The following is a 24,723-nucleotide window of genomic DNA, read 5'->3' as shown; positions in this document are numbered from 1 at the left end:
GAGAATCTTGGGCGGCATGACTCAGGAGTCCGGCCTTGGCCGGATCGCGAGATCGAGCGGCGATCGCGCTGTCGACCGGCGTGGTTTCCTCGCCGGCGGCATTGCGCTCGGCGTGGCGCCTTATGTCGCTGCTGCCGCGCCGCGACCTTCCTGGGACGCGATCGTCGATCCCGTCGGTCATAACGGTAATGTGCCGACCCTTGCCGCCGCGCTGGCGCTTGCCGATCGCGCCGGCGGCCGGCCTTTCCGCATCCGCATCGAGCCGGGCACGCTGGTCGAAAAATGCATCGTGCGCACGCCCAATGTCACGATCGAGGGCGCCGGGCCGCAATCGGTCATCGCGTTCGGCGCGGCGGCCGGACTCGCGCGGCCCGATGGCGGCAAATGGGGGACGGGCGGATCGGCGTCGCTGACGGTCGAGGCGGCGGGCGTCGCGCTCCGCAACCTAACCATCCGCAACAATTTCGATTTCCTCGCGGACCGCGTCACCCATGCCAGCGGTGGCGCGCAAGCGGTGGCGCTGTCGCTCGCGCGCAACGCCGACCGCTCGCGCGTCCATGGCTGCGTGATCGAAGGCTATCAGGATACGCTCTACGTCCAGGGCCGCGCGCATTTCACCCATTGCCGGATCTCGGGCTGCATCGACTTCATCTTCGGTGGCGCCGCGGCGTTGTTCGAGCAATGCGAGATCGTCACGCGGCTGGTACCCAATGCCGAGAACCAGGGCTATCTGACCGCACCGAGCACGCCGCTCGACCAGCCGTACGGCCTGGTGTTCAGCGATTGCCGGATAGCGCGCGAGGCGGGTGTGCCCGATGGCTCGGCCTATCTCGGGCGGCCGTGGCGCGCGGGCGGCAACATGAAGCTGGTCGGCGCCTCGGCTTTCCTGCGCTGCTGGATGGACGCCCATATCCGCGCCGAGGGCTGGACCTCGATGGGGTTCACCGATCCCGAAGGGCGGAAACGCCAGTTTCAGCCGGCCGACGCCCGCCTGTTCGAATTCGCCAGCCGCGGCCCCGGCGCCGGCCCGGCCGCGACCGGGCGTCGCATCCTGACACCCGCCCAGGCGGCCCACTTCACCCCGCGCGCCATTCTTGGGGACTGGCGCGGCTGACGAGCACCGAAAGACGAAAAAAGGGAGGATTAGGAATGTTCGACACCAGGATCCGCAAGCGCGCGATCAGCACGGTATCTCTGCCGGCTTTGGCGTTCGCCGGTTTGTTCGTGGCGCAAGCCGCGCATGGCCAGACGGCCGACCCGCAACAGGCCGGCGCACCCGCCGGCACCGGTGCGAATACGACCGAAACCGCCGATAGCGGCGGCGCCAAGGAAATCGTCGTCACCGGCTTCCGCAATTCGATCGCCTCGGCGCTCAACGACAAGCGCAATTCGGACGTCCAGATCGACGAGATCAACGCCCAGGACATCGCCGACTTCCCCGATTCGAACCTGGCGGAATCCCTCCAGCGCCTGCCCGGCGTGTCGATCGATCGCGACAATGGCGAAGGACGTGGCATCACCGTGCGCGGCCTGGGCGGCGACTTCAACCGCACGCGCCTCAACGGGATGGAGGCGCTGTCGACCGCCGGCTCGAACGATTCGGGTACCTCACCCAACCGCAGCCGCGCGTTCGACTACAATACCTTCGCCTCCGAGCTGTTCAGTTCGCTGCGCATCCAGAAGACGCCGTCGGCGGAGACCGACGAAGGCTCGCTCGGCGCGACGATCGATCTCGTGACCGGCAAGCCGTTCGACTACAAGGGCTCGAAATTCGCGCTTTCGACCCAGGCGAGCTACAATCAGAACAGCAAGAAGGTGAATCCGCGCATCGCCGGCCTGGCCTCGGTCCGGTTCGGCAAGGACAAGCGCATGGGCCTGTTGTTCTCCGGCGCCTACAACCGCGAGATCAACATCATCGACCAATATCAGCGCGCGCCCGGCGCGTCGGACTATCTCTACCGCGGCAGCCAGTTCGTCGGCGAAGGCGTTCCGCAGCGCGCCGGCTTCGCGGCGCCGGCCGGGACCGCGTTGCCCTACAACAATCCCGACGCTGTGGCCTTCCAGACCGGATCGGATCCGGTCGCTTACGCCAAGCTGTTCCCAGGCGCGCCGTTCAACACGCCGGGTCGGTTCGACGACTCGCAGGTCCGCATTCCCGCCCTGCCGTCGCTGACCCACCAGCAAGTCAGGAACCAGCGGTTGGGCCTGACCGGCTCGTATCAATGGGACATCTCTTCGAAGACCCGGCTGTCGATCGACGGGCTCTATTCGCGATTCAAGAACATCAGCGAGAACGACCAGCTCTCCCCGGTCGGGCTCAACCGCAACAACACCAATGCGACGTACAACAATGCCACTGGGCGGCTCGAACCGGGCACCGCGCGCGGCGCCTATCCGGGACTCTGCACGCCCAATGCCGGTAGCGCTATCGTTCCTGCCCAGGATTGCGGTTCGTCACTATACGGCAGCACGCCGGCTTTCGCGACGGCGCTGGACGCCAATGGCAATCTGGTGCCGGCGGTACTCGGCAGCGCGGCGGTTACGCCGGGGGCGAAGAGTCCGGCCAATGCGAACATCTTCAGCACCAATCCCAACAATCTCGATCCCTACGACTATTACAACAATCCCAATTCGGTCGGGTACATTCCGTCGTCCAATGGCCTAGCCTATCGCGGCGAGCTGATCGGTCGCCCAGGAGTCGATGTGCTCGACGCCAATGTCGACAACGGCTTGGCCGATTACCTGGTGCTCAGGAACGTCGATTTCCGCTCGGCGGTCGATTACAGCGCCTATACCACCACCTTCTGGCAAGGATCGGCGCGGCTCGATCACGAATTCAGCGACAAGTTCAAGATGAGCGCGCTCTATGGCCAGTCCAAGTCGGTCAACTACTCGACTGGCTTGCTGGTCGAGTTCAACCGCATGAATTCGCCGCAGAATTTCGTGTTCGACGAACGCGGCGACGGGCCCATGCCCAAGATGGATTTCGGCTTCGACGTCGCCGATCCCAACAACTGGCAGACGGTCAAGGGCTTCTCGGCGATCCGCCATTACGAACGCTATGTCCGCAACACCTACAAGGGCGGCAAGGTCGACTTCGACTGGCAGGTCAACGACCAGTTCAACATCGGCTTCGGCGGCAATATCCGCGAATTCGGCTTCTACACGCAGCAAGCCGAGCGCAACACCGACACGCTCAACCCGACCTTGCTCGAGGCCGGGTCGACCACTGCGGCGAACAGCAAGATCGTGTCGTTCGGCACCGGCATCCAGGTGCCCGACGGCACCCCGACGAGCTTCGTCGTTCCCGACCTCGACAAGTTCAACAACCTGCTCGGGTTCGAGTGCAATTGCATCAACAAATGGGGCGACTGGCGCCTGACCACGCTTCGCAACGGCGGGCAGAACAATTACGGCGTCGATGAGAAGGACAAGGGCTTCTATCTCGAATTCGACTTCAAGACCGACCTGTTCGGGCACCCGCTCCGCGGCAATGCCGGCACTCGCGTCGCGATCACCGACCTTACCTCGACCGGCACCTCGCAGGCGGGGCGGCCGATCGTCGGCAAGAACAATTACACCGACTGGCTGCCGTCGATGAACCTGACCTACGAGCCGATCCGCAACCTGCTGGTGCGCTTCAGCGCGTCGAAGGTCATGGCGCGGCCGCTGCTCGGCAACCTGTCGCCGACCATCACCAGCATCTCGATCCCCAACGACGGCAGCACGACCGGGGCGTCGCTGACGATCGGCAATCCCAAGCTCAGCCCGTTCCGCTCGACCAATCTCGATGCCAGCGTCGAATGGTATTTCGCCAAGGGCGGCCTGCTGTCGGTGGCGGTGTTCTCGAAGCAGATTTCGAGCTTCCCGCAGACGGTGCTGTTCTCCGCACCCTTGTCCGACCTGGTCGGCGATCCCTCGGCGATTGCCGCGATCCGCGCGCAATATACCAACCTCAACCAGCTCGCCTATCTCGACAACAATTACGTCTTCACCGCGCGCCAGTATCGCGACGCGCCGGGCGGCTATCTGCGCGGGGTAGAGGTCAGCTATCAGCAGAACTTCACGTTCCTGCCGGGCTTCCTCAAGAATTTCGGCGCGTTGGTGAATTACACCTACATCAAGTCGCAGCTGACCTATATCCTCGACCCCGGCTCGGCCTCCAAGCCGCAGACGCTCGGCAAGGGGCCGTTCCTCGGCGTGTCGCCGCAAGCGCTCAACGCGACCCTCTTCTACGAGGACAAGGGCTTCCGCGCGCGCATCTCGGTTGCGCATCGCAAGGGCTACAGCACCGCCTATCCGATCTCGGCCGGCGCCTGCAGCCCGGGGCTGAGCACGGTCGGCAGCGGCGTGGCCGGTGTCGGCACGGTGGAGTCGGCGGGGTGCGACGGGCCGCTGATCAACGACTTCGTCTACAGCAAGGCGACGACCAACGTCGACGCGTCGCTGAGCTTCAACATCTTCAAGATCTTCGCGATCACCGCCGAAGCGCTCAACCTGACCAACCAGACGAGCAACCGCTACGCTTACGAGGGCCAGAATGCCGTGACCCAATATGCGAGTTCGGGTCGAGTCTATCGCATCGGCGCGCGCGTGACCTTCTGACCTTGCCCGATACCGTCCACATTTCCCTGGGACGGACCTTCCCGCCGGTATGCACCACGCATACCGGCGGGTATTTTTACCCGATCGAACGACGCCGACACGAGGACAGCCGATGACCGTCAGCAGAAGAGATGCCTTTGCCCTGGCGCTGGCCGGCGGCGCGACCGCGCTGGCGCCGCGCGTCGCGAGCGGGGCAGGGGCGGCTGCGTCGACCAAAGCGATCGATTGGCAACGCGGCCTCGACAATCAGCGCATCGCCGACCTGGGGGACGGGCGGTTCCTCAACCCGGTGCTGGCCGGCGATCATCCCGACCCCGCGGTGCTCAAGGACGGCGCCGATTATTACCTGACCTTCTCGAGCTTCGATTCCTATCCCGGCCTGACCATCTGGCATTCGCGCGACCTGGTGAACTGGCAACCGCGCAAACCGGCGCTGACGACAAACATCGGTTCGGTCTGGGCGGTGTCGCTGGCCAAGCACGGCAATCGCTATTTCCTGTACATCCCGACCAAGGGCAGCCCGAACTCGATCTGGGTGATCTGGGCGGACTCGATCGACGGGCCGTGGAGCGACCCGATCGATCTCAAGATGCCCAACCATATCGATCCCTGCCACGCGGTCGGCGAGGACGGATCGCGCTGGCTGTTCCTGTCGGGCGGCGACCGCATCCGGCTGGCCGACGACGGGCTGTCGACGGTCGGCAAGGTCGAGCATGTCTATGATCCCTGGCACTACCCGCCCGAATGGGATGTCGAGAGCTTCTCGCCCGAAGGCCCCAAGATCCATCGCCACGGCGCCTGGTTTTACATGATCACCGCGGTCGGCGGCACGGCGGGACCGCCGACCGGCCATATGGTGATCGTCGCGCGCTCGAAATCGATCCACGGGCCGTGGGAGAATTGCCCGGCCAACCCGGTCGTGCGTACCGTCAGCAACGACGAGAAATGGTGGTCGCGCGGCCACGCATCGTTGGTCGAAGCACCCGACGGGAGCTGGTGGTCGCTCTATCACGGTTATGAGAACGGCTTCTGGACCCTGGGGCGCCAGGCGCTGCTCGATCCGGTGCAATGGACGCCCGACGGCTGGTTCCGGATGACCGGCGGCGATCTGTCGCGGCCGATCGCCAAGCCGAAGGGCGGCGAGAAGCTGCCGCACGGCCTGCGCCTGTCGGACGATTTCGCGACGCTCGACCTCGGCGCGCGGTGGAATTTCTTCAAGCCGGGGCCGGCCGAAAAGGATCGCTTGCGGATCGAGCGCAACAGCCTGGTGATGAAGGCGAGCGGCACCGCGCCGGTCGATTCGTCGCCCTTGCTGACCATCGCCGGCGACCTTGCCTATCAATTCGAATGCGATGTCGAGATCGCGCCGGGCGGCACCGCCGGCCTGGTCCTGTTCTATGACGAGAAACTCTATTGCGGGCTGGGCTTCGACGAGCACCGTTTCGTCACGCACCAATATGGCATGGAACGCGGCCGGCCGGCCAATCCGCACGGCGGCAAGATGCGCATCCGCATCGCCAACAAGCGGCATATCGTCGCGATCCATACCAGCGGCGACGGCGGCAGGACGTGGCGCAGGTTCGATCGCGGCATGGAAGTATCGGGATATCACCACAATGTCCGCGGCGGCTTCCTGATGCTGCGCCCCGGTCTCTATTCGGCCGGTGCCGGCGAGGCGCGATTCGGCAACTTCACTTATGAGGCTCTGTGACCATGATCCGTGTCGCTTTCGCCGCCGCCTTGCTGACCGCCGCGTCTCCGGTCGCCGCGCAGACCGCTAGCGCTCCCGCCGCGCCGGAGCCGGCGCGGCATATCCAGCCGTCGAAGATCATCCTGATCGGCGATTCGACCACGGCGGTATTCGGCGGCTGGGGACCGAGCTTTTGCGGTTATCACGTCACCTCGTTCATGGCCTGCGTGAATTTGGCGCGCGGCGGGCGCAGCACGAGCAATTACCGCGCCGAAGGGTCGTGGGAAGTGGCGCTCGGCGAGATGAAGACGCCGGGGTATCGCGATGTCTGGGTGCTGATCCAGTTCGGCCATAACGACCAGCCGGGGAAGCCGGGCCGATCGACCGACCTCGCGACCGAATTTCCCGCCAATCTGAAACGCTATGTCGAAGAGGCGCGTGCGGCCGGGGCCAGGCCGGTGTTGGTCACTCCGCTCACCCCGGCGCAGCTTCGTCGAGGGCAAATTGGTCAACGACCTCGCCCCCTGGGCGGCATCGGTGCGCAAGGTCGCGGCCGAGATGCACGTGCCGCTGCTCGACCTCAACGCCGACAGCGCGGCCGCGGTCGGCGCGATGGGATCGGCCGCCGCCGATCGCTTCGCCGAAGTCCCGCCGGGCGCATCCGGCACCATGCCGGCCGCGTCGCCGCGATCGACCGAGGTGATGGTCAAGCCGATGGCTCAGCCCCTGCTCACGTTCGATCACACCCATCTCGGCGTCGCCGGCGCCGATTATTTCGCGGCGATGGTCACGCGCGAATTGTCGGTCGCCATACCCGATATGCGCCCGTTGCTCGTCCCTTGAGTTGCGCCGGCCAATCGCCTGCTTGATTGCCGCGTCGCGATGGCCATAGGTGACGGCGTGGCCGGAGATCGCATGACCCATCGCTCGTCGCGACGACAGCGCAACGCGCCGACGATCAGCGATGTCGCGGCGGCGGCCGGGGTCTCGCCGATGACCGTGTCGCGCGTGATCAACGGCGAGAGCAATGTGCGCGAGAGTACGCGCGCGCTGGTCAACGAGGTCATCCGCAAGCTCAATTACGCGCCCAGCGCCGCCGCGCGTTCGCTCGCCGGCGGCGAGGAAGTGCGGATCGGGCTGCTCTACAGCAACCCGAGCTCGGCCTATCTCAGCGAATTCCTGGTCGGCAGCCTCGACCAGGCGGCGCGCAGCAACGTCCAACTGGTGGTCGAGAAATGCGACGAGGACGCGCTCGAGCAATCGGTCATCGACCATCTCGTCCAGGGCCGGGTCGACGGTATCGTCCTGCCGCCGCCCTTGTGCGACGCCAAGCCGGTGCTGGCGGCGGTCGCCGAGCACGACATCCCCGCGGTCGCCGTCGCTACCGGCCGCCCGGCCGAGACGATGGCGGCGGTCAGCATCGACGACCGCCGCGCCGCGTTCGACATGACGCGGCATCTGATCGAGCTGGGGCATCGCCGAATCGGCTTCATCATCGGCAATCCCAATCAGACCGCCAGCGCCGAGCGCCTCGCCGGCTATCGCGCCGCGCTGGAGCAGGCCGCGATCGCCGGGGACGACGGATTGGTCGTGCAAGGGTTGTTCACCTATCGCTCGGGCCTCGATGCGGCGGAGCGACTGCTGACGCTCGCCGAGGTGCCGACGGCGATTTTCGCGAGCAACGACGATATGGCTGCCGCCGCGGTCGCGGTCGCGCATCGCCGCGGGCTCGACGTGCCGCGCGACCTGACCGTGTGCGGCTTCGACGACACCGCGCTGGCGACGACGATCTGGCCCGAGCTGACCACGATCCGCCAGCCGATCGTCGAGATGTCGCGGACGGCGGTCGAACTGCTGGTGCGCGAGATCAAGGACCGCAAGAACGGCAAGAGCGGCGCGCCCCAGCATCTGGTGCTCGATTTCGATCTGGTCCGTCGCCAGTCCGACGCGCCGCCTCGCGGCTAGAGCGATTCACGGTCCGATTGTATCGGGCCGACCGCTCCAGGTTTGCGGTTTGGCGCGATTTCCTGGCCGGTGGGTGAGTCACCCGCGTCGAAATCTCTCTAGATCCCGCTCCAGCCCAGCGCCATCGTCAGCGCGACGCTATCGCCCGGCGCCAGCACCGGCATCGGCGCATCGCGGTTGAGCGCATCGGGCATGTGGGTGACCGGCTCGAGGCAGAAATAGCTCTCGCCCGGCGGGCGATAGACGTGCAGCCAGTCGGCGCCGCCGCTGGTCAGCGACAATTGCACGGCGCCTTGCTCGATCGCCGCGGCGCCCGACCAGCCTGCATAGCAATTGTCGATCAACGTCTCTCCACGCACGGCGCGCGGGCTCGACCAGTCGCCCAGCGCCTCCGCCGGGGCATTGCCGACGGGCAGGAGCGTATCGTCGACCAGCCAGACCGCCGCCGCCTCGAAGCTCAGGCGCGTCTCCTCATCGAGCGGGAAATACGGATGGAAGCCGAGCCCCGCGGGCATCGGGGTGGTGCCATGGTTGGCCAGGGTCAGCGTCAGCACGATACGATCGGGAAACAGCCGGATGCGCTGCGTCGCCTGGTATCGCCAGGGCCAGCCGGGACCGCCGTCATGGACATGCGTCAGCAGCAGCTCGTCGCCGCCCTGCATCTCGACTTGCCACGGCCGTTGCCAGCCGAGTCCGTGCAGGCTGTGCGGATGGTCGCCGAAATTGCGCGGCAGCCAATATTCTTCGCCGGCGAACGCGAACGCCCCGTTGGCAATGCGGTTGGCGTAGGGGATCAGCGGGAAGCAGCCGCACGCCAGCGGGTCGCCGGTTCCGTCGGGCGCCGGGCGCAGCAGGTCGATCCCCGCGACGCGCAACTCCGCGACCGCGCCGCCCAGATCGGGCAGCACGCGCGCCGTCGCGGCACCGGCGCGGAGGTCGATGCCGCTCAGCCGACCATGTCCTCGAGCTCGCGCCCGCGCGTTTCATGGACTAGCGCGCGGACGAAGAAGAACGAGACGAACGCGGCCAGCGCGTAGAAGCCGTAGGTCGCGGTCAACCCGACCCCGGCGGCGAGCGCCGGAAAGCTGACCGAGATGCCGAAATTGGCGATCCATTGCGCAAAGCCCGACACCGCCAGCCCCGATCCTCGGATCTGGTTGGGGAACATCTCGCCCAGCATGACCCACATCACCGGGCCCCAGCTCAGGTTGAAGAAGATGACGTAGAGATTGGCCGCGACCAGCGCGACCGTGCCGGTCTGGTCGGAGAGCTTGAGCGTGCCGTCGACCAGGGCAGCGATCGAGAAGCATCCCGCCACCACTGCCAGCGTCACCGCCATGCCGGCCGAACCGATCAGCAGCAGCGGCTTGCGCCCGATCCGGTCGATCAGGAACACGGTGGCGATGCACGCCAGGATCGAGACGCTGCCCGACAGGATGTTGATGAGCAACGCGTCGTTCTCGCTGAACCCGACCGACTGCCACAGCACCGCGCCGTAATAGAAGACGATGTTGATCCCGACGAGCTGCTGGAACACCGCGAGCCCGATGCCCGCCCAGACGATCGGACGGACCTTGCCGCTGGCCTTGTCGATCAGGTCGGACAGGCGCGGACGGTGGTCGGCGACGAGGCTGGCGCGGATCTCGCCGACCTTGCGGCGCGCCTCGCTCGCGCCGAGCAGCCGCGCAAGCACGCCCGACGCCTGCTCCTCGCGGCCCTTGACCACCAGGAAGCGCGGGCTTTCGGGGATCGCCAGCAGCGCCAGGAAATAGATGCCCGCCGGGATGACCTGCATCCAGAACATCCAGCGCCAGGCGGGATAGCCGAACCACAGGATGCCGAGCGACCCGCCGGCGGTGTGCGCCAGCACGTAATTGGCGACGAACGCGCCGGTCAGCCCGGTGATGATCATGATCTGCTGGATGGTCGACAGCCGCCCGCGGATCGCCGCCGGCGTGACCTCGCTGATATAGACCGGCGACAGCACGCTCGCCGCGCCGACGCCCAGCCCGCCGACGATGCGCGCGAGGATGAAGAAGGCAGAGGAGGAGGCGGCGCCCGCCGCCAGCGCACTGGCGATGAACAACAAGGCGGCGATTAGCATCACCGTCCGCCGCCCGATCAGGTCGGCGAGCCGGCCGGCCAGGAACGCGCCGACCGCGCAGCCGATCAGGATCGCGCCGACGTTGAGCCCGGTGCCCAGTTTGGACAGGCCGAACGCATGTTCCAGCCCGTCCTGGGTGCCGTTGATGACTCCCGAATCATAGCCGAACATGAACCCGCCGATCGTCGCCACCGCGACGATCAGGATGACGAATCCCAGGCTGGGCCCGTCCGCTGCCTTGGTCATGCTCCCTCCTGCGATCGTTCTTCTTGTTCCGCGGGGCGGCGGCTAACGCCAGCCCGCGTCGACGAAATATTCGTGGCCGGTACACATCCGCGCGTCGTCGGAAGCGAGGAACAGCACCAGCGCGGCGACATCGGCGGGCTGGACGCGCGCGTCGAGGCACTGGCCGGCGACGATCTCCGCCTCGCCTTCGGGCGAATACCATTGCAGCTGGCGCGGCGTCTGCACGTTGCCGGGGACGATCGCGTTGACGCGGATATTGTCGCGGCCGAGATCGCGCGCGAGCGAGCGGGTCATCCCCTCGATCGCCGCTTTCGCGGTCTGGTAGAGGACGAGGTCGCGCAGGCCCAAATGCCAGCTGATCGACCCGAAATTGAGGATCACGCCGCCGCCCGCCTGGCGCATCGCCGGCACCGCCGCCTGCGCCGCGAAGAATTGATGGCGCAGGTTGACCGCGATCCGCTCGTCCCAATAATCCGGGGTGACGTCCGCGATCGCATGGCGGTCGTCATTGGCCGCGTTGTTGACCAGCACGTCGATGCCGCCGAGCGCGCCTTCAGCTTCTTCCATCATCGCCCCGAGCGCGTCGAGATCGCGCAAGTCGCATTGCAGGAAGAGCGGAGGCGCCGCCGCGCCGGAAAGCCGGTCCGCCAGGGCCTCGCTCGCCGCCACGTCGATATCGCAAAAGACCACGCGCGCGCCCTGGGCGACGAAGCCCTCGACCAGCCCGGCGCCGATTCCGCTGCCGCCGCCGGTGACGATCACGCGCCGCCCGGCCAGGCTGGGATAGCGCGCGCGTTGCGGATCGGCCGTCACGCCAGCAGCCCCCGTTTCGCCAGGTTGCGCATCAGCGATCCGATTCCGTAGGTCCAAGGGTCAGCTTCCTTCGATGTGATGACGCGATTGACCAACCGCCCGAGCCGCGGCGTCGCGATGGTCACGCGATCGCCGATCTTGTGGGTAAAGCCGCGCCCCGGCTCGTCGCGATCCTGGATCGGCGCGAACAACGTGCCCAGGAACAGGGCGAAACCGTCGGGATAGTCGTGCTCGCTCAATGTCTGGCGGACGAGTTCGGTGGGATCGCGGCTGATCTGGTCCATCGCGCTGCGCCCCTCGAGCCGGTAGCCTTCCGGCCCCTCGATGGTCAGCTCGACCTCCGCCGCGCGGACGTCGTCCAGCGTGAAACCGTCGTCGAACAAGCGGATCAGCGGCCCCAGCGAGCAGGACGCATTATTGTCCTTGGCCTTGCCCAGCAGTAGCGCCGAGCGCCCCTCGAAATCGCGCAGATTGACGTCGTTGCCCAAGGTCGCGCCGGCGATCCGGCCGGCGGGATCGACGATCAGCACGATCTCCGGCTCGGGATTGTTCCAGGTCGAATCGGATCGGATGCCGATGTCGGCGCCCGGCCCGACCGTCGCCAGCACCGGCGCCTTGGTGAACACCTCGGCATCGGGGCCGATCGCGACCTCGAGATATTGCGACCACAGGCCGTCGTCGATCAGCGCGGCCTTGAGCGCGGCGGCATCGGCCGAGCCCGGCACCACGCGGCGGATCGACCCGCCGACGCGTTCCTCCAGCCGCGCGCGGATGTCCGCGGCGACACGGGCGTCGCCCCGCGCGCGCTCTTCGATCACCCGCTCGACCGCCGACAGGCCGAAGGTCACGCCGCACGCCTTCACGCATTGCAGGTCGATGGGGGAAAGGATCGGAAGGTCGAGCTGGTCGAGCGGCCCCAGCGGCGTGCCTCCGTCGGGCGCGGTGATGCCCGCGGCGATCAACGCGGACACGGTCGGCGCCGCCGCCGCCATGTCATGGGCGATGCCGTCGGCGATCAGCAGCGGCGACGGCCCGTCGCCGGTCATCGCCCGCCCGACGAAGCACCCGGTCTGCCAGTCCGCCGGCAGCATCGCGCTCCAATCGGCCCCCATCGTCATCCCCTCAACGCCTTTGCGCGTGTTGTTGTGATAGCGCTACCATCGTGCGATCGCGCCCTCCTGTCAAGTCGGACGACGCGGTGGAGTGTCGGTTTTGGGTGGAGAGGGCCGAGGAATCGAGTCCTGTCGCGGTCGGCAGTGGTGTCCCGCTAGAGCGGTTCACGGTCCAATCGCATCGGACCAACCGCTCCAGGTTTTTTAGCTCGGCGCGATTTCCTGGCTAGCGGGTGATTCCATCCGCTTCGAAATCGCTCTAGGCGGGCAAGGGAGCGTCGGCCAGGCGGCGCGCGGCGCAGATTGCGCCCAATCGGGTGATCGCAGCGACGGTCGGCAATTCGTCGACCGGCATGAGCGCGGGCGGGAACGCGCCCGCGTCGCCAGGCCGTGCCTCGCCGACGCGATTGATCAGCGCGCGGCCGGACCCGAGCGGGACATATTGCAGATAGAGCCAATGCCCCGCGCCTCCGTCGAAATCGGCCAGCACCGGATAGGGCAGTTCGGCGAACACGCCGGCTTCGACGATCTCGCTCTGCCGGCGCGGCCCGCCCAGGTGGCGCAAGTCGACGATTTCCTCCGCGACGATCGCGCCGCCGCGCCAGGTTACCCTCCCGTTCTCGATCGCGAGGTCGTCGCAGCCGGCGTGCAGCGCGTCGGCATCGAGGCGATCGCTCATCTCGAGCCAGATCTGGATCGGATCGATCAGCCAGACGCGTTCCTCGACGACGATCGTCTGTTCTCGCGCCCGCATCAGGCACAGCGGCCATTCGAGCGTCACCGCCGGCGCGAGCAACTCGGCCATCGAGCGAGTCAGCCGCTCGGGCAGCACCAGCTCGAGCTGGTCGCCGGCGGTCTCGCTATCGGTCGACACCTGCGCCAGCCGTGCATCCGGCCGGTCGGCAAGGATCGCGAGCGACACCAGGCACGGCGCCAGCCCTTCCCCGACGACGACCAGATCGTAGTCGCGCATCCTTGCCCCCTGTCTCCGTCGCGTCGACAGCGCCGGCCCCGCGTGGACGGGGCCGGCGTTAACCATCATAGGGGAGCGGGTGTGGGAAAGCGACTCCGGTCTGGCGATGGCCAGGGAGCGGGTGATGTCGCTGACGTGTCGCTGAGTTCTGATCGGGAAATGGTGCCAGAAGAGCTTGATCGCTGGGCAGCTAAGCGGTTGATTTCGCAATCAAATCATAGACTTGCGAACTCGCCAAAGGCACTAATAGCACGATCTTGATTCGTGGAAAAGGCTGGACGTGAATGGATGGGGGCGGTTCGAGTCCTCTGAGGCATTGGGCTGGTTGGAGCTTTGTCCGAAATACGTCTACAAATTTCGGACAGTTGAGCGCGTACTTGGTCGCTTCGACGGATGTCTCGGATAGCAGGATTCGACCATCCAACACAAAAACCTAATTTTCGCTCGCCACAATAACCTAAAAGTGCGACAGCGCAAAAACCTAATAACCGCGCGACACGAAAACCTAATGGTTGCGCATCATTGAGGCGGACGTGGTGGCCACTCCCCAGCAAAAGCTCGCGGACGCGCTCGACGTGCTCCGCACACTCCAGGACCGCAACCTCGTCGCCATACGCAGTGACGATTTCAGCCGGTCCCAGCGTGAGCTGCTCATAAAGCACGGCTTCCTGCAGGAAGTCATGAAGGGCTGGTATATCCCCGCACGGCCTGATGCGGGCGCTGGCGGAAGCACGGCCTGGTATACCTCCTATTGGGGCTTCTGCAGCGCCTATCTGAACGAACGCTTCGGTGAAGACTGGTCCCTCTCCCCCGAACTTTCGATCGCCCTGCAAACGGGGAATCGTACGGTTCCCAAGCAGCTCCTCGTGCGCACGCCGAAAGGCGGCAATAAGCCGACGGTACTGCCCTTGGGTACTTCCTTGTTCGACGTTCGGGCGGCAATTCCGGCGCCCGAAGAGGTCGCGGTGCAGGACGGGTTGCGCCTCTTCTCGATTCCCGCTGCGCTCATTGCGAGTGCGCCCGGTCTCTACGAAAACAATGCAATCGACGCCCGAGCAGCCTTGGCGACCGTGCGGGACGCGTCCGAATTGCTGGGACGATTGCTCCAAGGAGGCCACAGCGCGATCGCCGGTCGTTTGGCCGGCGCCTTCCGCAACATCGGGCGCGAACGCATTGCTGACGACATTTTGAAGGCGATGCGGTCGGCAGGCTATACCGTGCGCGAGCAGGATCCGTTCGCGACAAAGCTAGAGACTCTCCTCCCGGCGCGTGAGCGCTCTCCCTATGCGGGCCGGATACGCCTGATGTGGCAGGAGATGCGCGTAGCAGTCCTTGAGCGATTCCCACCGCCGCCGGGCCGCCCCGCCGATATCGGCGCCTATCTCAAGCGCGTGCAGGACAGCTACGTCACCGACGCCTATCACTCGCTATCGATCGAAGGCTATCGCGTCAGCCCGGAACTGATCGAGCGCGTCCGCAGCGGCACGTGGAATCCGGAAGCCGATGAGCAGGATCGCGAATATAAGGATGGACTAGCCGCACGCGGCTATTGGCTCGCCTATCAAGCTGTTCTCAAAAGCCTGAATCGCGTCCTGGCCGGCGAGAACCCCGGCCTCGTCGCCGACGAGGAGCACGGCGATTGGTATCGCGAGATGTTCACGCCGAGTGTTACCGCAGGATTGATCAGCGCGAGCGATCTCGCCGGATACCGCAACGGTCAGGTCTATCTGCGTGGCTCGATGCATGTACCGCTCAACTGCGATGCTGTCCGCGACGCGATGCCGGTGTTCTTCGAATTGCTGAGCGAGGAAACCGAGCCTGCGGTCCGCGTCGTCCTCGGCCACTTCATCTTCGTCTACATCCATCCCTATATGGACGGGAATGGAAGAACCGGCCGCTTCTTGATGAACGTCATGCTCGCGGCCGGCGGCTATCCGTGGACGGTCGTGCCAGTCCAGCAGCGTGCCGATTACATGGCGGCGCTTGAAGAGGCCAGCGGTCGGCAGGACATTCGCCCCTTCACGGAGTTCCTGGCGCAATTGCTGGACCGCGAACTGAGGGGGGAAACTGTCGCCCGGCTTCCGAAAGCGTGATTGCCGAAGCCGGTCATAGCGCTTCGAAATATGCACTCGCATTATACCACAGGTATATTCCGAGCATGAATTTCAATGCTTCGAGGCAGACCGGTCCGCACCGAGACGGCCACCGTTGTCGCATTGGTGTATATCGGGAGTGATGGTGAATTTCGATCTCAGTCAGACGCCGGCCTGGGCTTATTGGCCTCCGTCAATTTCGTGTCGTCACGGCAAAGTTTCTCGCATCTCAGATGCGCGAAAATCTCAAAGCCCACAGCGTCCGGGCACGCAGTAATTGGACCCTTTGCACGAAAAGACTGAGCCCTCAGCCGACCCGCCCCTATTTTGTCAGAAACGCGTATACATATCTCTGACAAAGGAGACGCTGATGCGTGGGACCGGTCTGAATCTGGTTCGTGTCCTGATTGCGCCTGTTTAGGAGGGTTCAAGCTGAGCGGGCAGTGCGTCGCGATGCCCTCACTGCAACCGGATGACCTGTGACAAAACCTCTGATAAAGATGCAATCCATCAGAGGATTCGTCACCTGGCCTCGAGCCCTATCTCGCAACGGACAAAGCTTCGCAGTCTATTTACCGCGCATACAATGAGGCGCGCGGGAGATCTGCGTGCTGCCGGTATCGGTCCGCAAACGATAGCGCGGGCGGTCGAGGAAGGTGCACTCGAGCGCATCTCGCGTGGCCTGTATCAGCGGCGCGACTCAGAGATTGAGGAGCACCAAATACTGGCTGAAGCTGCGATCCGGGTTCCCAAGGGCGTCATTGCCCTGACCTCGGCCCTAGCCTTTCACGGCCTGACCGATCAAATGCCGAGACGGATATGGATGGCGACCGGCGCGAGCGATTGGTCGCCAGTGCAATCCTATCCGCCACTGCGGATCGTGCGCTTCGTCAGCCTACCTTTACCGCTCCCCAGTCCAGTCCAAAGCGCGCGAGATATTTGCGCAGACGATCGGCATCGTTGGAGCTGCTGCGTCGGGCGCGTGATGCATTAAACAGGGTTCGCCCCGCCTCTGACAACGAGCGGCTGGCGCGGCAGACCCGAAGCGCCTCGGCAAGCTGAACGCGATCGAACAAGTCCATCTCGACGATCGCCTGCTCGTCGAGCACATCCGTGAGGATGCCGGCACCATTGTCCACCTGGCCTGACCAGAGTCGGCGCAGGCGCCCAATTTCCGCATCGACGCACTCGAGATCGATGCGGCCCTTGGGGCTGAGCGTCGCCATGCGGGTGATACTGGCGGCGAGGTCGCGGAAATTGCCCGGCCATGTCGCTTCAGCAGATGTAGCGAAGGCGAGGTAGCGCTGGCGGGCTTCCTTGTTGAAGCTGGCCCGTTCTCCTTCGCGCTCGGCGAAGCGGTCCAACTCATAATCGAGATTGGGCTCGATATCTTCTTGCCGATCAGCGAGCCCCGGCAGACGGAACGTCCAGAGGTTGAGTCGCGCATAGAGGTCATCGCGGAACGCGCCTGCGGCGACCGCCTCGCCCAAGTCACGGTTGGTGCCGGCGATCAGCTGGAAGTCGCTCGCAGCCTCCTTGTCCGCGCCGACGGGCAGGAAGCGCTTGTCCTCGATCGCACGCAGGATCATCGCCTGCTCGTCGAGGCCAAGCTCGCCGATCTCGTCGAGAAACAGCGTCCCCTTGTCGGCCGAGCGCAGCAATCCCGGCCGGTCGGCGACCGCGCCGGTGAACGCGCCCTTGCGATGGCCGAATAGCGCCGACATCGCGCTGTCGCCCTTGAGTGTCGCGCAATTTACCTCGACGAAAGGCCCGACGACCTGATGCTTGAGCTTTTTGAGCTCATAGATGCGGCGCGCGAGCAGGCTCTTGCCCGCGCCCGTCGGCCCCATGAGCAGAATGGGTGCCTTGGATCGAAGCGCGACGCGCTCGATCTCGTCGATCATCCGGTTGAAGGCGGCATTGCGCGTATCGATGCCGGATTTGAGAAACGAGGTGCTCTCGGCGCTCGCCGCCGCAAAACGCGTGGCGATGCTGTCGTAGCGCGACAGGTCGAGGTCGATCGTGTTCCAAATGCCAGCCGGATTGGCGGTCCCGCGTTCGGGTTGGGTCTGGAGCAGTTTGCCCGGCAGATAACGCGCCTCGGTCAGCAGGAAGAGGCAGATCTGCGCGACGTGCGTGCCGGGGGTGATGTGGATCAGATAATCCTCGGCCTCGGGATCGAACGGTTCGGCCCGGGCGAAATCGAGCAGCTTGCCGTACACTTCCTCGAAGTCCCATGGATCGCGGAAATCGAGCAGGCGCATTTCCACACTGGTTTCGGGCGACACCGAAGCGATGTCTTCGGCGACATATTCGGCAAGACGGCGGTGCGGCGTGCCATGAAGCATTACCAGCCGATCGACCCGCAAATCCTCGTGCATAGTCAGCCCGACGGTCGGGCGCCACTTGTTCCAGCGGGACGGGCCGAACTTGCTCGCATCCAGCGTCGAGCCCAGGAATCCGATAACGGTGAGCGGCTTCATCCTTATACATTAGAATAAAACCTTATCAGGATCGATATAAATCGTCCCTTCACGTGAACTGCGGCAAACATGCAAATAGCAAAAATATTATCGTAAAATCAGTGAGTTGAAATTTTTCGATCCGCCATGCGGCGAGTTGGCACGCCTCCTGCTCTAGTTCTGACGTCGGTCGAGGCGGATTACTCTTCCGACACAGCGGAGCCGGGGCGGTCGGAATGGGCCGGCCGCCCCAAGGAATTCACAGGGCGTAGCTCAGTCTGCGTGAGAGCGCCCGCCTTGGGAGCGGGAGGCCGCAGGTTCAAATCCTGCCGCCCTGACCAGTTGGAGGTTGGACGATGGCCAACAAGGGACTTTTTGCTTCGGCCGTGGCCAAGTTGCTGCCGCGTACCGACACCGTGAACTGCGAAGGCGCGCCGGCCTATGCCTATGGGCCGGAAGCGAAGCTCGCCCAGCTCGCGGCGACCGGCACGCTGGCCGATAATTTCTATGGCGTTGCGGAGACGCAGCTTGCCGGCGTGCTGGAAGCAGCCAAGGCGGTCGATCCGTATTTCGTGGCGCAGGCCGCGATCTACGCCCGCAAGTCGGGAGCGATGAAGGACATGCCGGCGTTGCTCGCCGCATACCTCACGGTTGCCGACCCTGACCTTGCGGTCCCGGTGTTCGACCGCGTGATCGACAACGGCCGCATGCTGCGCAATTTTGTGCAGATCATGCGTTCGGGCCAGGTCGGGCGGACGTCGCTCGGCTCGCGGCCGAAGCGGCTGGTCCAGCGCTGGCTGGAGCAGGCGTCGATGCCGCAGCTGATGGCGGCGGCGACGGGCAAGGATCCGAGCCTGGCGGACGTGGTCCGCATGGTTCACCCCAAGCCCGCCGATGCGGCGCGCAAGGCCTTCTATGGCTGGCTGATCGGGCGTCCCTACGACGTCTCCGCTTTGTCCGCCGAGATCGCCGCGTTCGAGGCGTGGAAGGCTGATCGGTCGCTCCCGCTGCCGCCGGTGCCGTTCGAGTGGCTCACCGCCTTTCCGCTGACCGCGGAGGATTGGGCGGGGCTGTCGACGCGGATCGGGTGGCAGGCGCTGCGGATGAACCTCAACACGTTGGCCCGTAAGGGCGCGTTCGACGTGGCGGGAGTTACCGAGGCAGTGGCCGCACGGCTGGCCGATGCGAACGCGATCGCGAAGGTCCGGCCGATGCCCTACCAGTTGATGGTAGCATTGGGTCAGGCCGGCGACGGTGTGCCGCTCAAGGTGCAGGCGGCGCTGGAGGATGCGCTCGAGCAGTCGCTCGTGCGGGTGCCTTCGGTGCCGGGCCGGATTGTCGTCTGCCCTGACGTATCGGGGTCGATGAGCTCGCCGGCGACGGGTTACCGCAAGGGCGCTTCGTCGAAGGTACGCTGCATCGATGTTGCGGCTTTGGTCGCGGCGGCAATGTTGCGGACCAACCGTGAGGCGCGCGTGCTGCCGTTCGAACAGGCGGTCGTGAAGCTGAAGCTTGAGGCCAATGCCCGGGTCGCCGTGAATGCGGCGAAGCTGGCGGCGGTCGGGGGTGGCGGGACCAATGTCTCGGCACCGCTGGCGATGCTGAACGCGGAACGTGCGAAGGTCGATCTGGTGGTCATCGTCTCGGACAACGAGTCCTGGGTCGATGCCAGCCGGCGCGGCTCGACGGCCACGATGCAGGAGTGGAACAAGCTGAAAACCCGCAATCCGGGGGCGAAGCTCGTCTGCGTCGACATCCAGCCGTACGGGACCACGCAGGCGCAGAGCCGGGCGGGGATCCTGAATGTCGGGGGTTTTTCCGACGCCGTATTCGACACGATCGCGCGCTTCGCCACGGGCGAGACGCGGGACTGGGTCGAGATCATCAATGAGGTTGAAGTATAGGAATTGGGTCGTGGCGAATGCTGGTGGGACTACATCCTCCACAGACAGGTCCGACGAGTAAAGCGCCCGGAAAGCTGCAAGGCCGGACGGGAGATGCGGGTTCGAATCCCGCCGCCGGAACGTAGCTTAAGGACCGCCGTCTCGCCGCTCCTTGTCGCCACGACCCGACTATCATCACGGCGAATGCCAGTGGAACTACATCGGACTTCAGGGTCGGCGGTTCGACTCCGCCCGGGCGCAAGCTCGTAGCTCAGTTGGATAGAGCATGAAGCTGTTTCACGAACACCTTGTCGCTGTGGCCGAGATTATCGTGACGAATGCCTGATGGACTACATCGACTTGTAATCGCCGTGGCGCGGGTTCGAGCCCCGCCGGGTCTGCCATGGACCCGTAGCTCAGTTGGTAGAGCAGGAACGTCTGTCAAACACCTGGTCGTCACGAACCGAATTGAAGCTGGCGAATGCCGGTGAGACTACATCGGGAAAGGCCGAAAGGCCGAGCGGTTCGAATCCGCCCCGGAGTGATCCGGGATGTCTCACCTACCCTCGTCGCCAGCACCACAACGAAAGTCGGCGAATGCCGGCGGGACTACAGGTCAGAGCGCCTGCCGCAAGGTAGGAGGTCGGCGGTCCAACTCCGCCTCCGGGAAACCGGATAGCTCAGGGAAAGGTCTCGCCACGTTTCGTCGCCGGCACCATGATGAAGCAAGGGAGGTCGCGATGACCGAAGCAATGTTCGATTACCAGCACGTCGAAGGCGGTGTGCCGATCAAGATGTGGACGCGCGGCGTGTCGGTCGAGGACGGCGCGCGGGCGCAGCTCATGCGCGCGGCGCAGATGCCGTTCGTGTTCAAGCATGTCGCTGCCATGCCCGACGTCCATGTCGGCATCGGTGCGACCGTGGGTTCGGTGATCTCGACCAAGGGCGCGGTGATTCCGGCGGCGGTCGGCGTCGACATCGGCTGCGGCATGATGGCGGCGCGCACCTCGCTGATGGCGAACGACCTGCCCGACAATCTGGAAGCCATCCGCTCGGCGATCGAGCAGGCGGTGCCGCACGGGCGCGTCGTTGGTCGTGGCAAGCGCGACAATGGCTCGTGGGGCGATCCGCCTCCGGCAATCGTCGAGGCCTGGGCGACGCTCGCGCATCGCTTCGAGCGGATTTGTGAGAAGCATCCGCGGCTTAAGAACACGAACAACCTCGTGCATCTGGGGACGCTGGGCACCGGCAACCACTTCATCGAGCTTTGCCTCGATGAGGAGCAGCGGGTGTGGGTTATGCTACACTCGGGCTCGCGCGGCGTAGGCAATGCGATCGGCAGCTTCTTCATCGAGCTGGCCAAGCAGGACATGCGCAAGTGGTACATCAACCTGCCTGACGAAGACCTTGCCTACTTCCCGGAAGGGACCGACCATTTCGACGATTATGTCGAGGCGGTAGGCTGGGCGCAGGACTACGCGGCGCTTAACCGGCGCATGATGATGACCAACGTCATCCGCGCGCTCCGGAGCCAGATTGCAACGCCGTTCGACGCGGAAATGGAGGCGGTCAATTGCCACCATAACTACGTCCAGCGTGAGAACCATTTCGGCCAGAATGTCCTGGTCACCCGCAAGGGCGCCGTGCGCGCCGCCAAGGGTGTGATGGGCATTATCCCGGGTTCGATGGGTGCCAAGTCGTTCATCGTGCGCGGGCTGGGCAACCCGGAGTCGTTCGACAGTTGCTCGCATGGCGCCGGTCGGGTGATGAGCCGGACTGCCGCCAAGAAGCTGGTGACGCTCGACGAGCACATCGCCGACACGGCGGGCGTCGAGTGTCGTAAGGACGAAGGCGTGATCGATGAGACGCCCAAGGCCTACAAGCCGATCGAGGCCGTCATGGCCGCGCAGGCGGACCTGGTCGAGATCGTCCACACGTTGAAGCAGGTGGTGTGCGTCAAGGGATAGCCCCTTGGCGTACACGCCGATCTTTTGGACTGACGATGACCGCCGCTGACCCTATTCCCTTTGCCGTCCGGCAGGAGGTCGAGAGCCGGCTCGCCGCAATCGAGGCCTCGCACGGCGTGCGCGTGCTGATGGCGGTTGAGTCCGGCTCCCGCGCCTGGGGTTTCCCGTCGCCCGACAGCGATTTTGACGTGCGCTTCCTTTATCTGCGTCCGCGCGACTGGTATCTTTCGCTGGTATCCGGCCGCGACGTAATCGAGACCCCGATCGAGGACGAGATCGACCTGAATGGCTGGGATATCCGCAAAGCGCTCGGTTTGCTGCTCAAGTCGAATGCGGTGGTCAGCGAATGGATCGAATCGCCGATCCGTTACCGGCCGGACGATCCCTTTGTGGCGAAGTTGGGCAACCTCGCCGATGACCTGCTCAACCCGCGCGCCATCGCCTACCACTACGCCCGTTCGGGCAAGCAGGCGGCGGAACGTTGGCTCGACGGCAATGACGACGTGCCAGTGAAGAAGTATTTCTACGCGCTACGTCCTGCGCTGGCGATCCGCGCGGTGCGGCTCCGCCCCGAGGCGCGCCCGCCCATGAATCTGCAAGCGCTGATCACTGTCAGTGATCTGCCTGCCGGGCTGGTCGAGCAGATCGAGGGGCTGGTCGAAGCAAAGGCACGCACCAACGAGCGTGCCAATGGCACCCGGCTGCCCGAGATCGACGCGTTGATCCGCGACGAAATCGGACGGGCGGGCGAACTGCCGATACGCAAGTTGCGCGATCGCTTCGTCGACCGCGCGAACACGCTGTTCCTGGAATTGGTGAACACATGATCGAGATCGATGGATCGGAAGGCGAAGGTGGCGGGCAGGTCGTACGCAATGCGTGCGCGCTGTCGCTCGTCACTGGCCAGCCGTTTCGCATTACCAATGTGCGCGGCAAGCGCTCGAAGCCGGGGTTGATGCGCCAGCATGTGACCGCGATCGAAGCCGCGTGCCGGCTTGGCGGCGCCCAATGCGACGGACTGACGGTCGGGTCGTCGGAGATCACATTCGTGCCGGGCCGTGTACAGCCTGGCGAATATCATTTCGCCGTGGGCACTGCGGGCAGCACCGGCCTCGTATTTCAGACGGTGCTGCTGCCGCTGGTGCTGGCAGGTGCCCCGTCGCGGCTGGTGCTCGAGGGCGGCACGCATAACATGCTAGCGCCGCCATTCGACTTCATCGCGAAGAGCTTCGTGCCGATCATCGAGCGAATGGGGCCGCGCGTCTCCGCGCGTCTGGTGCGCCACGGCTTCTACCCTCGAGGCGGTGGACGGATCGAAGTGGATATTACTCCTGCTCCCCTCGCGCGGATCGATTGCCTCGAGCGTGGCGCCTTGCTTTCGCGGTCCGGGACGGCGGTGTTTGCCGGCCTGCCCTTCGATATCGCCGATCGCGAAATCAAGACGGCGCGGAAATTCCTGCCCGAATGGCCGGAGGAGGCGTTCGTCGTCCGTGAGCTGCCGGCCGAGCAAGGTCCTGGCACGATCCTCCTACTGGAGGCGGCGTTCGAGCACGTTACCGAAGTGGTCAGTGGCTTCGGCAAGCTCGGCGTCTCGGCGGAGTCACTCGCCAAAACCTCGGCGCACCGGATGGCTGGCTATCTGGCGAGCGATGCCTTTGCCGGCCCCTATCTGGCCGATCAGTTGTTGCTGCCTTTCGCCATCGCCGGCGGCGGCAGCTTCACGACGGTGAAGCCGAGCCAGCATTCGCTGACCGCGCGCGACGTGATCGAGCGATTCACCGGCCAGCGCTGGGTGTTCGAGCAGCAGCCGAACGGCTGCCATCTCGTTCGCAAAGCCGGCGCACGGTAATTAGCGTGGCGCACGGGGAACACAGCTTCAGTGTTTGAAGCAGTGCTCCCGGTGCCATCTGACGAATTGCTGATGAGGGCGATCGGCTTCTCGCGGCGGTATCAACAGGCGTCCGCTCTTGTTGATGACGCCGCGGATGCTGTCCTGATCGTTCGCCTGTCGCGACACCAGGATATGGAGGTTGTCGTCGAGCCCAATCAGCCCGCGATCGAACATCCAATGGGCGGTTCCGGACAGTGCAAGGCCATTGCTTACGATGTCAGGGCCGTTTGCCTCAACGGATCGAATGTGTGCTGCCTCGACTTCTGCCCTTCCACCACCGTTGATGAGCTTCAGACCCGTGACGGCGCAGCGTTCATCATAGGCGCGCAGGACAATTCGCCGGAAGACGCGGTCACGAACGACCCGCGATACGAGCGCAGCAACCCGCTCGCGCGCCTCATCGAGAACGAAGGGTGTACGCTCTTCGCGCAGTGAGTGATCGATAGTCACGGCACCGGTTCGCGGTAGCAGCGGATTTTCATCGGCGAGGCCGGCCTCGACGATCCGGTTGAAGTCGCTTGGTGACAGCTCTCGTACGGCGGCTTGCGCGCGCCCGGATATACGTCCCACATCGTTCAGAACCCCGCGTTCAATCGGGCCGTTCTCATCGGCGAATGGGACTGGGTTCGCGAAATCCAGATAACTCCTGGGCTGGATCAGCGCGAGGTACATACCGGGCGCCGATGGATCGGGAATAACACGCTCGACCATGGCGACCGCGTAGTAGCCCTTCGTGCCGAGCACCTTGCGGGGCTCGTAGTAGACGATCCAGTCCCCAACGCAGGCTCGAGCACGTTCCAGATACTGTCGGGGAAACTGGTATCGTTCGGCTGGCGTGTCGTCGTAGATCGAATCAGATCGATGGATGAACACGCCGAAAGCCATGCGTTTTGATAACCATTAGCCCGTGGCGGCGAAA

The 24,723-nt window shown here is 64.9% G+C and carries 18 protein-coding genes, 1 tRNA gene and 1 pseudogene; 13 read left to right on the top strand and 7 right to left on the bottom strand.

Going from position 1 to position 24,723, the window contains the following annotated elements; all coding sequences use genetic code 11:
* The first annotated feature begins 16 nt into the window (after positions 1 to 16).
* From ACTHJR_RS12780 to ACTHJR_RS12755, 6 genes and pseudogenes are all read left to right on the top strand, one after another.
* The gene (locus tag ACTHJR_RS12780) at positions 17 to 1,114 is read left to right on the top strand and encodes a pectinesterase family protein (protein ID WP_440523621.1); all 1,098 of its coding nucleotides are present in this window, start codon (positions 17 to 19) and stop codon (positions 1,112 to 1,114) included.
* 35 nt (positions 1,115 to 1,149) lie between these two features.
* Complete coding sequence (locus tag ACTHJR_RS12775) at positions 1,150 to 4,605, top strand: TonB-dependent receptor (RefSeq protein ID WP_440523609.1); 3,456 nt, start codon at positions 1,150 to 1,152, stop codon at positions 4,603 to 4,605.
* A gap of 112 nt (positions 4,606 to 4,717) precedes the next feature.
* Complete coding sequence (locus ACTHJR_RS12770) at positions 4,718 to 6,316, top strand: family 43 glycosylhydrolase (RefSeq protein ID WP_440523608.1); 1,599 nt, start codon at positions 4,718 to 4,720, stop codon at positions 6,314 to 6,316.
* A gap of 2 nt (positions 6,317 to 6,318) precedes the next feature.
* Positions 6,319 to 6,729: pseudogene (locus ACTHJR_RS12765) on the top strand (lysophospholipase); the annotation flags it as partial.
* A 70-nt stretch (positions 6,730 to 6,799) separates the two neighbouring features.
* Entirely contained in the window at positions 6,800 to 7,138 is a 339-nt protein-coding gene (locus tag ACTHJR_RS12760) for a hypothetical protein (RefSeq protein ID WP_440523622.1), read from the top strand.
* A 72-nt stretch (positions 7,139 to 7,210) separates the two neighbouring features.
* On the top strand, positions 7,211 to 8,260 hold the full coding sequence (locus tag ACTHJR_RS12755) for a LacI family DNA-binding transcriptional regulator (RefSeq protein ID WP_440523620.1): 1,050 nt from the start codon (positions 7,211 to 7,213) through the stop codon (positions 8,258 to 8,260).
* Between the two features lie 98 nt (positions 8,261 to 8,358).
* On the opposite strand, the gene ACTHJR_RS12750 is transcribed toward ACTHJR_RS12755, so the two are convergent.
* The 5 genes from ACTHJR_RS12750 to ACTHJR_RS12730 all read right to left on the bottom strand — a co-directional run bounded on the left by ACTHJR_RS12750 (position 8,359) and on the right by ACTHJR_RS12730 (position 13,508).
* Entirely contained in the window at positions 8,359 to 9,201 is an 843-nt protein-coding gene (locus tag ACTHJR_RS12750) for an aldose 1-epimerase (protein ID WP_440523619.1), read from the bottom strand.
* Positions 9,202 to 9,206: 5 nt separating this feature from the next.
* Entirely contained in the window at positions 9,207 to 10,610 is a 1,404-nt protein-coding gene (locus ACTHJR_RS12745; RefSeq protein ID WP_440523607.1) for a sugar porter family MFS transporter, read from the bottom strand.
* Between the two features lie 42 nt (positions 10,611 to 10,652).
* The gene (locus ACTHJR_RS12740) at positions 10,653 to 11,423 is read right to left on the bottom strand and encodes an SDR family NAD(P)-dependent oxidoreductase (protein ID WP_440523606.1); all 771 of its coding nucleotides are present in this window, start codon (positions 11,421 to 11,423) and stop codon (positions 10,653 to 10,655) included.
* Complete coding sequence (locus ACTHJR_RS12735) at positions 11,420 to 12,541, bottom strand: fumarylacetoacetate hydrolase family protein (protein WP_440523605.1); 1,122 nt, start codon at positions 12,539 to 12,541, stop codon at positions 11,420 to 11,422. Before ACTHJR_RS12735 ends, ACTHJR_RS12740 begins: the two co-directional genes overlap by 4 nt.
* Positions 12,542 to 12,794: 253 nt before the next feature.
* Positions 12,795 to 13,508 carry a hypothetical protein gene (locus tag ACTHJR_RS12730; protein ID WP_440523604.1) on the bottom strand — a complete coding sequence of 238 codons (714 nt, stop codon included), beginning with the start codon at positions 13,506 to 13,508 and terminating at the stop codon, positions 12,795 to 12,797.
* 512 nt (positions 13,509 to 14,020) lie between these two features.
* Here ACTHJR_RS12730 and ACTHJR_RS12725 point away from each other — a divergent pair.
* On the top strand, positions 14,021 to 15,601 hold the full coding sequence (locus ACTHJR_RS12725) for a Fic family protein (protein WP_440523603.1): 1,581 nt from the start codon (positions 14,021 to 14,023) through the stop codon (positions 15,599 to 15,601).
* Positions 15,602 to 16,073: 472 nt separating this feature from the next.
* Positions 16,074 to 16,595 carry a type IV toxin-antitoxin system AbiEi family antitoxin domain-containing protein gene (locus ACTHJR_RS12720; RefSeq protein WP_440523602.1) on the top strand — a complete coding sequence of 174 codons (522 nt, stop codon included), beginning with the start codon at positions 16,074 to 16,076 and terminating at the stop codon, positions 16,593 to 16,595.
* Here ACTHJR_RS12720 and rtcR read toward each other — a convergent pair.
* Positions 16,492 to 18,084: an RNA repair transcriptional activator RtcR gene (rtcR, locus tag ACTHJR_RS12715; RefSeq protein WP_440523601.1), complete on the bottom strand. Its 1,593-nt coding sequence runs from the start codon at positions 18,082 to 18,084 to the stop codon at positions 16,492 to 16,494. The two genes, ACTHJR_RS12720 and rtcR, sit on opposite strands and share 104 nt — an antisense overlap.
* Before the next feature lie 241 nt (positions 18,085 to 18,325).
* Between rtcR and ACTHJR_RS12710 the strand changes: the two genes are divergently transcribed.
* The 5 genes from ACTHJR_RS12710 (at position 18,326) to rtcA (ending at position 23,762) form a co-directional block, all read left to right on the top strand.
* Positions 18,326 to 18,404 (top strand) — tRNA-Pro (locus ACTHJR_RS12710).
* 45 nt (positions 18,405 to 18,449) lie between these two features.
* Positions 18,450 to 19,967 carry a vWA domain-containing protein gene (locus ACTHJR_RS12705; protein ID WP_440523600.1) on the top strand — a complete coding sequence of 506 codons (1,518 nt, stop codon included), beginning with the start codon at positions 18,450 to 18,452 and terminating at the stop codon, positions 19,965 to 19,967.
* A 719-nt stretch (positions 19,968 to 20,686) separates the two neighbouring features.
* Positions 20,687 to 21,913, top strand: coding sequence for an RtcB family protein (locus ACTHJR_RS12700; RefSeq protein ID WP_440523599.1), 1,227 nt, complete (start codon positions 20,687 to 20,689; stop codon positions 21,911 to 21,913).
* Between the two features lie 35 nt (positions 21,914 to 21,948).
* Positions 21,949 to 22,740 carry a nucleotidyltransferase domain-containing protein gene (locus ACTHJR_RS12695; RefSeq protein ID WP_440523598.1) on the top strand — a complete coding sequence of 264 codons (792 nt, stop codon included), beginning with the start codon at positions 21,949 to 21,951 and terminating at the stop codon, positions 22,738 to 22,740.
* A complete protein-coding gene (rtcA, locus tag ACTHJR_RS12690; RefSeq protein ID WP_440523597.1) occupies positions 22,737 to 23,762 on the top strand; it encodes an RNA 3'-terminal phosphate cyclase in 1,026 nt (341 codons plus the stop codon). The genes ACTHJR_RS12695 and rtcA overlap by 4 nt, the downstream gene beginning before the upstream one ends.
* 27 nt (positions 23,763 to 23,789) lie before the next feature.
* On the opposite strand, the gene ACTHJR_RS12685 is transcribed toward rtcA, so the two are convergent.
* Entirely contained in the window at positions 23,790 to 24,689 is a 900-nt protein-coding gene (locus ACTHJR_RS12685) for an HNH endonuclease (RefSeq protein ID WP_440523596.1), read from the bottom strand.
* Positions 24,690 to 24,723 lie beyond the last annotated feature (34 nt).

Source organism: Sphingomonas sp., from assembly GCF_051962185.1.
Taxonomy (GTDB): Bacteria; Pseudomonadota; Alphaproteobacteria; order Sphingomonadales; family Sphingomonadaceae; genus Sphingomonas.
Note: the sequence above shows the minus strand (reverse complement) of the source record. Positions and strands in the feature narration are given on the sequence as shown.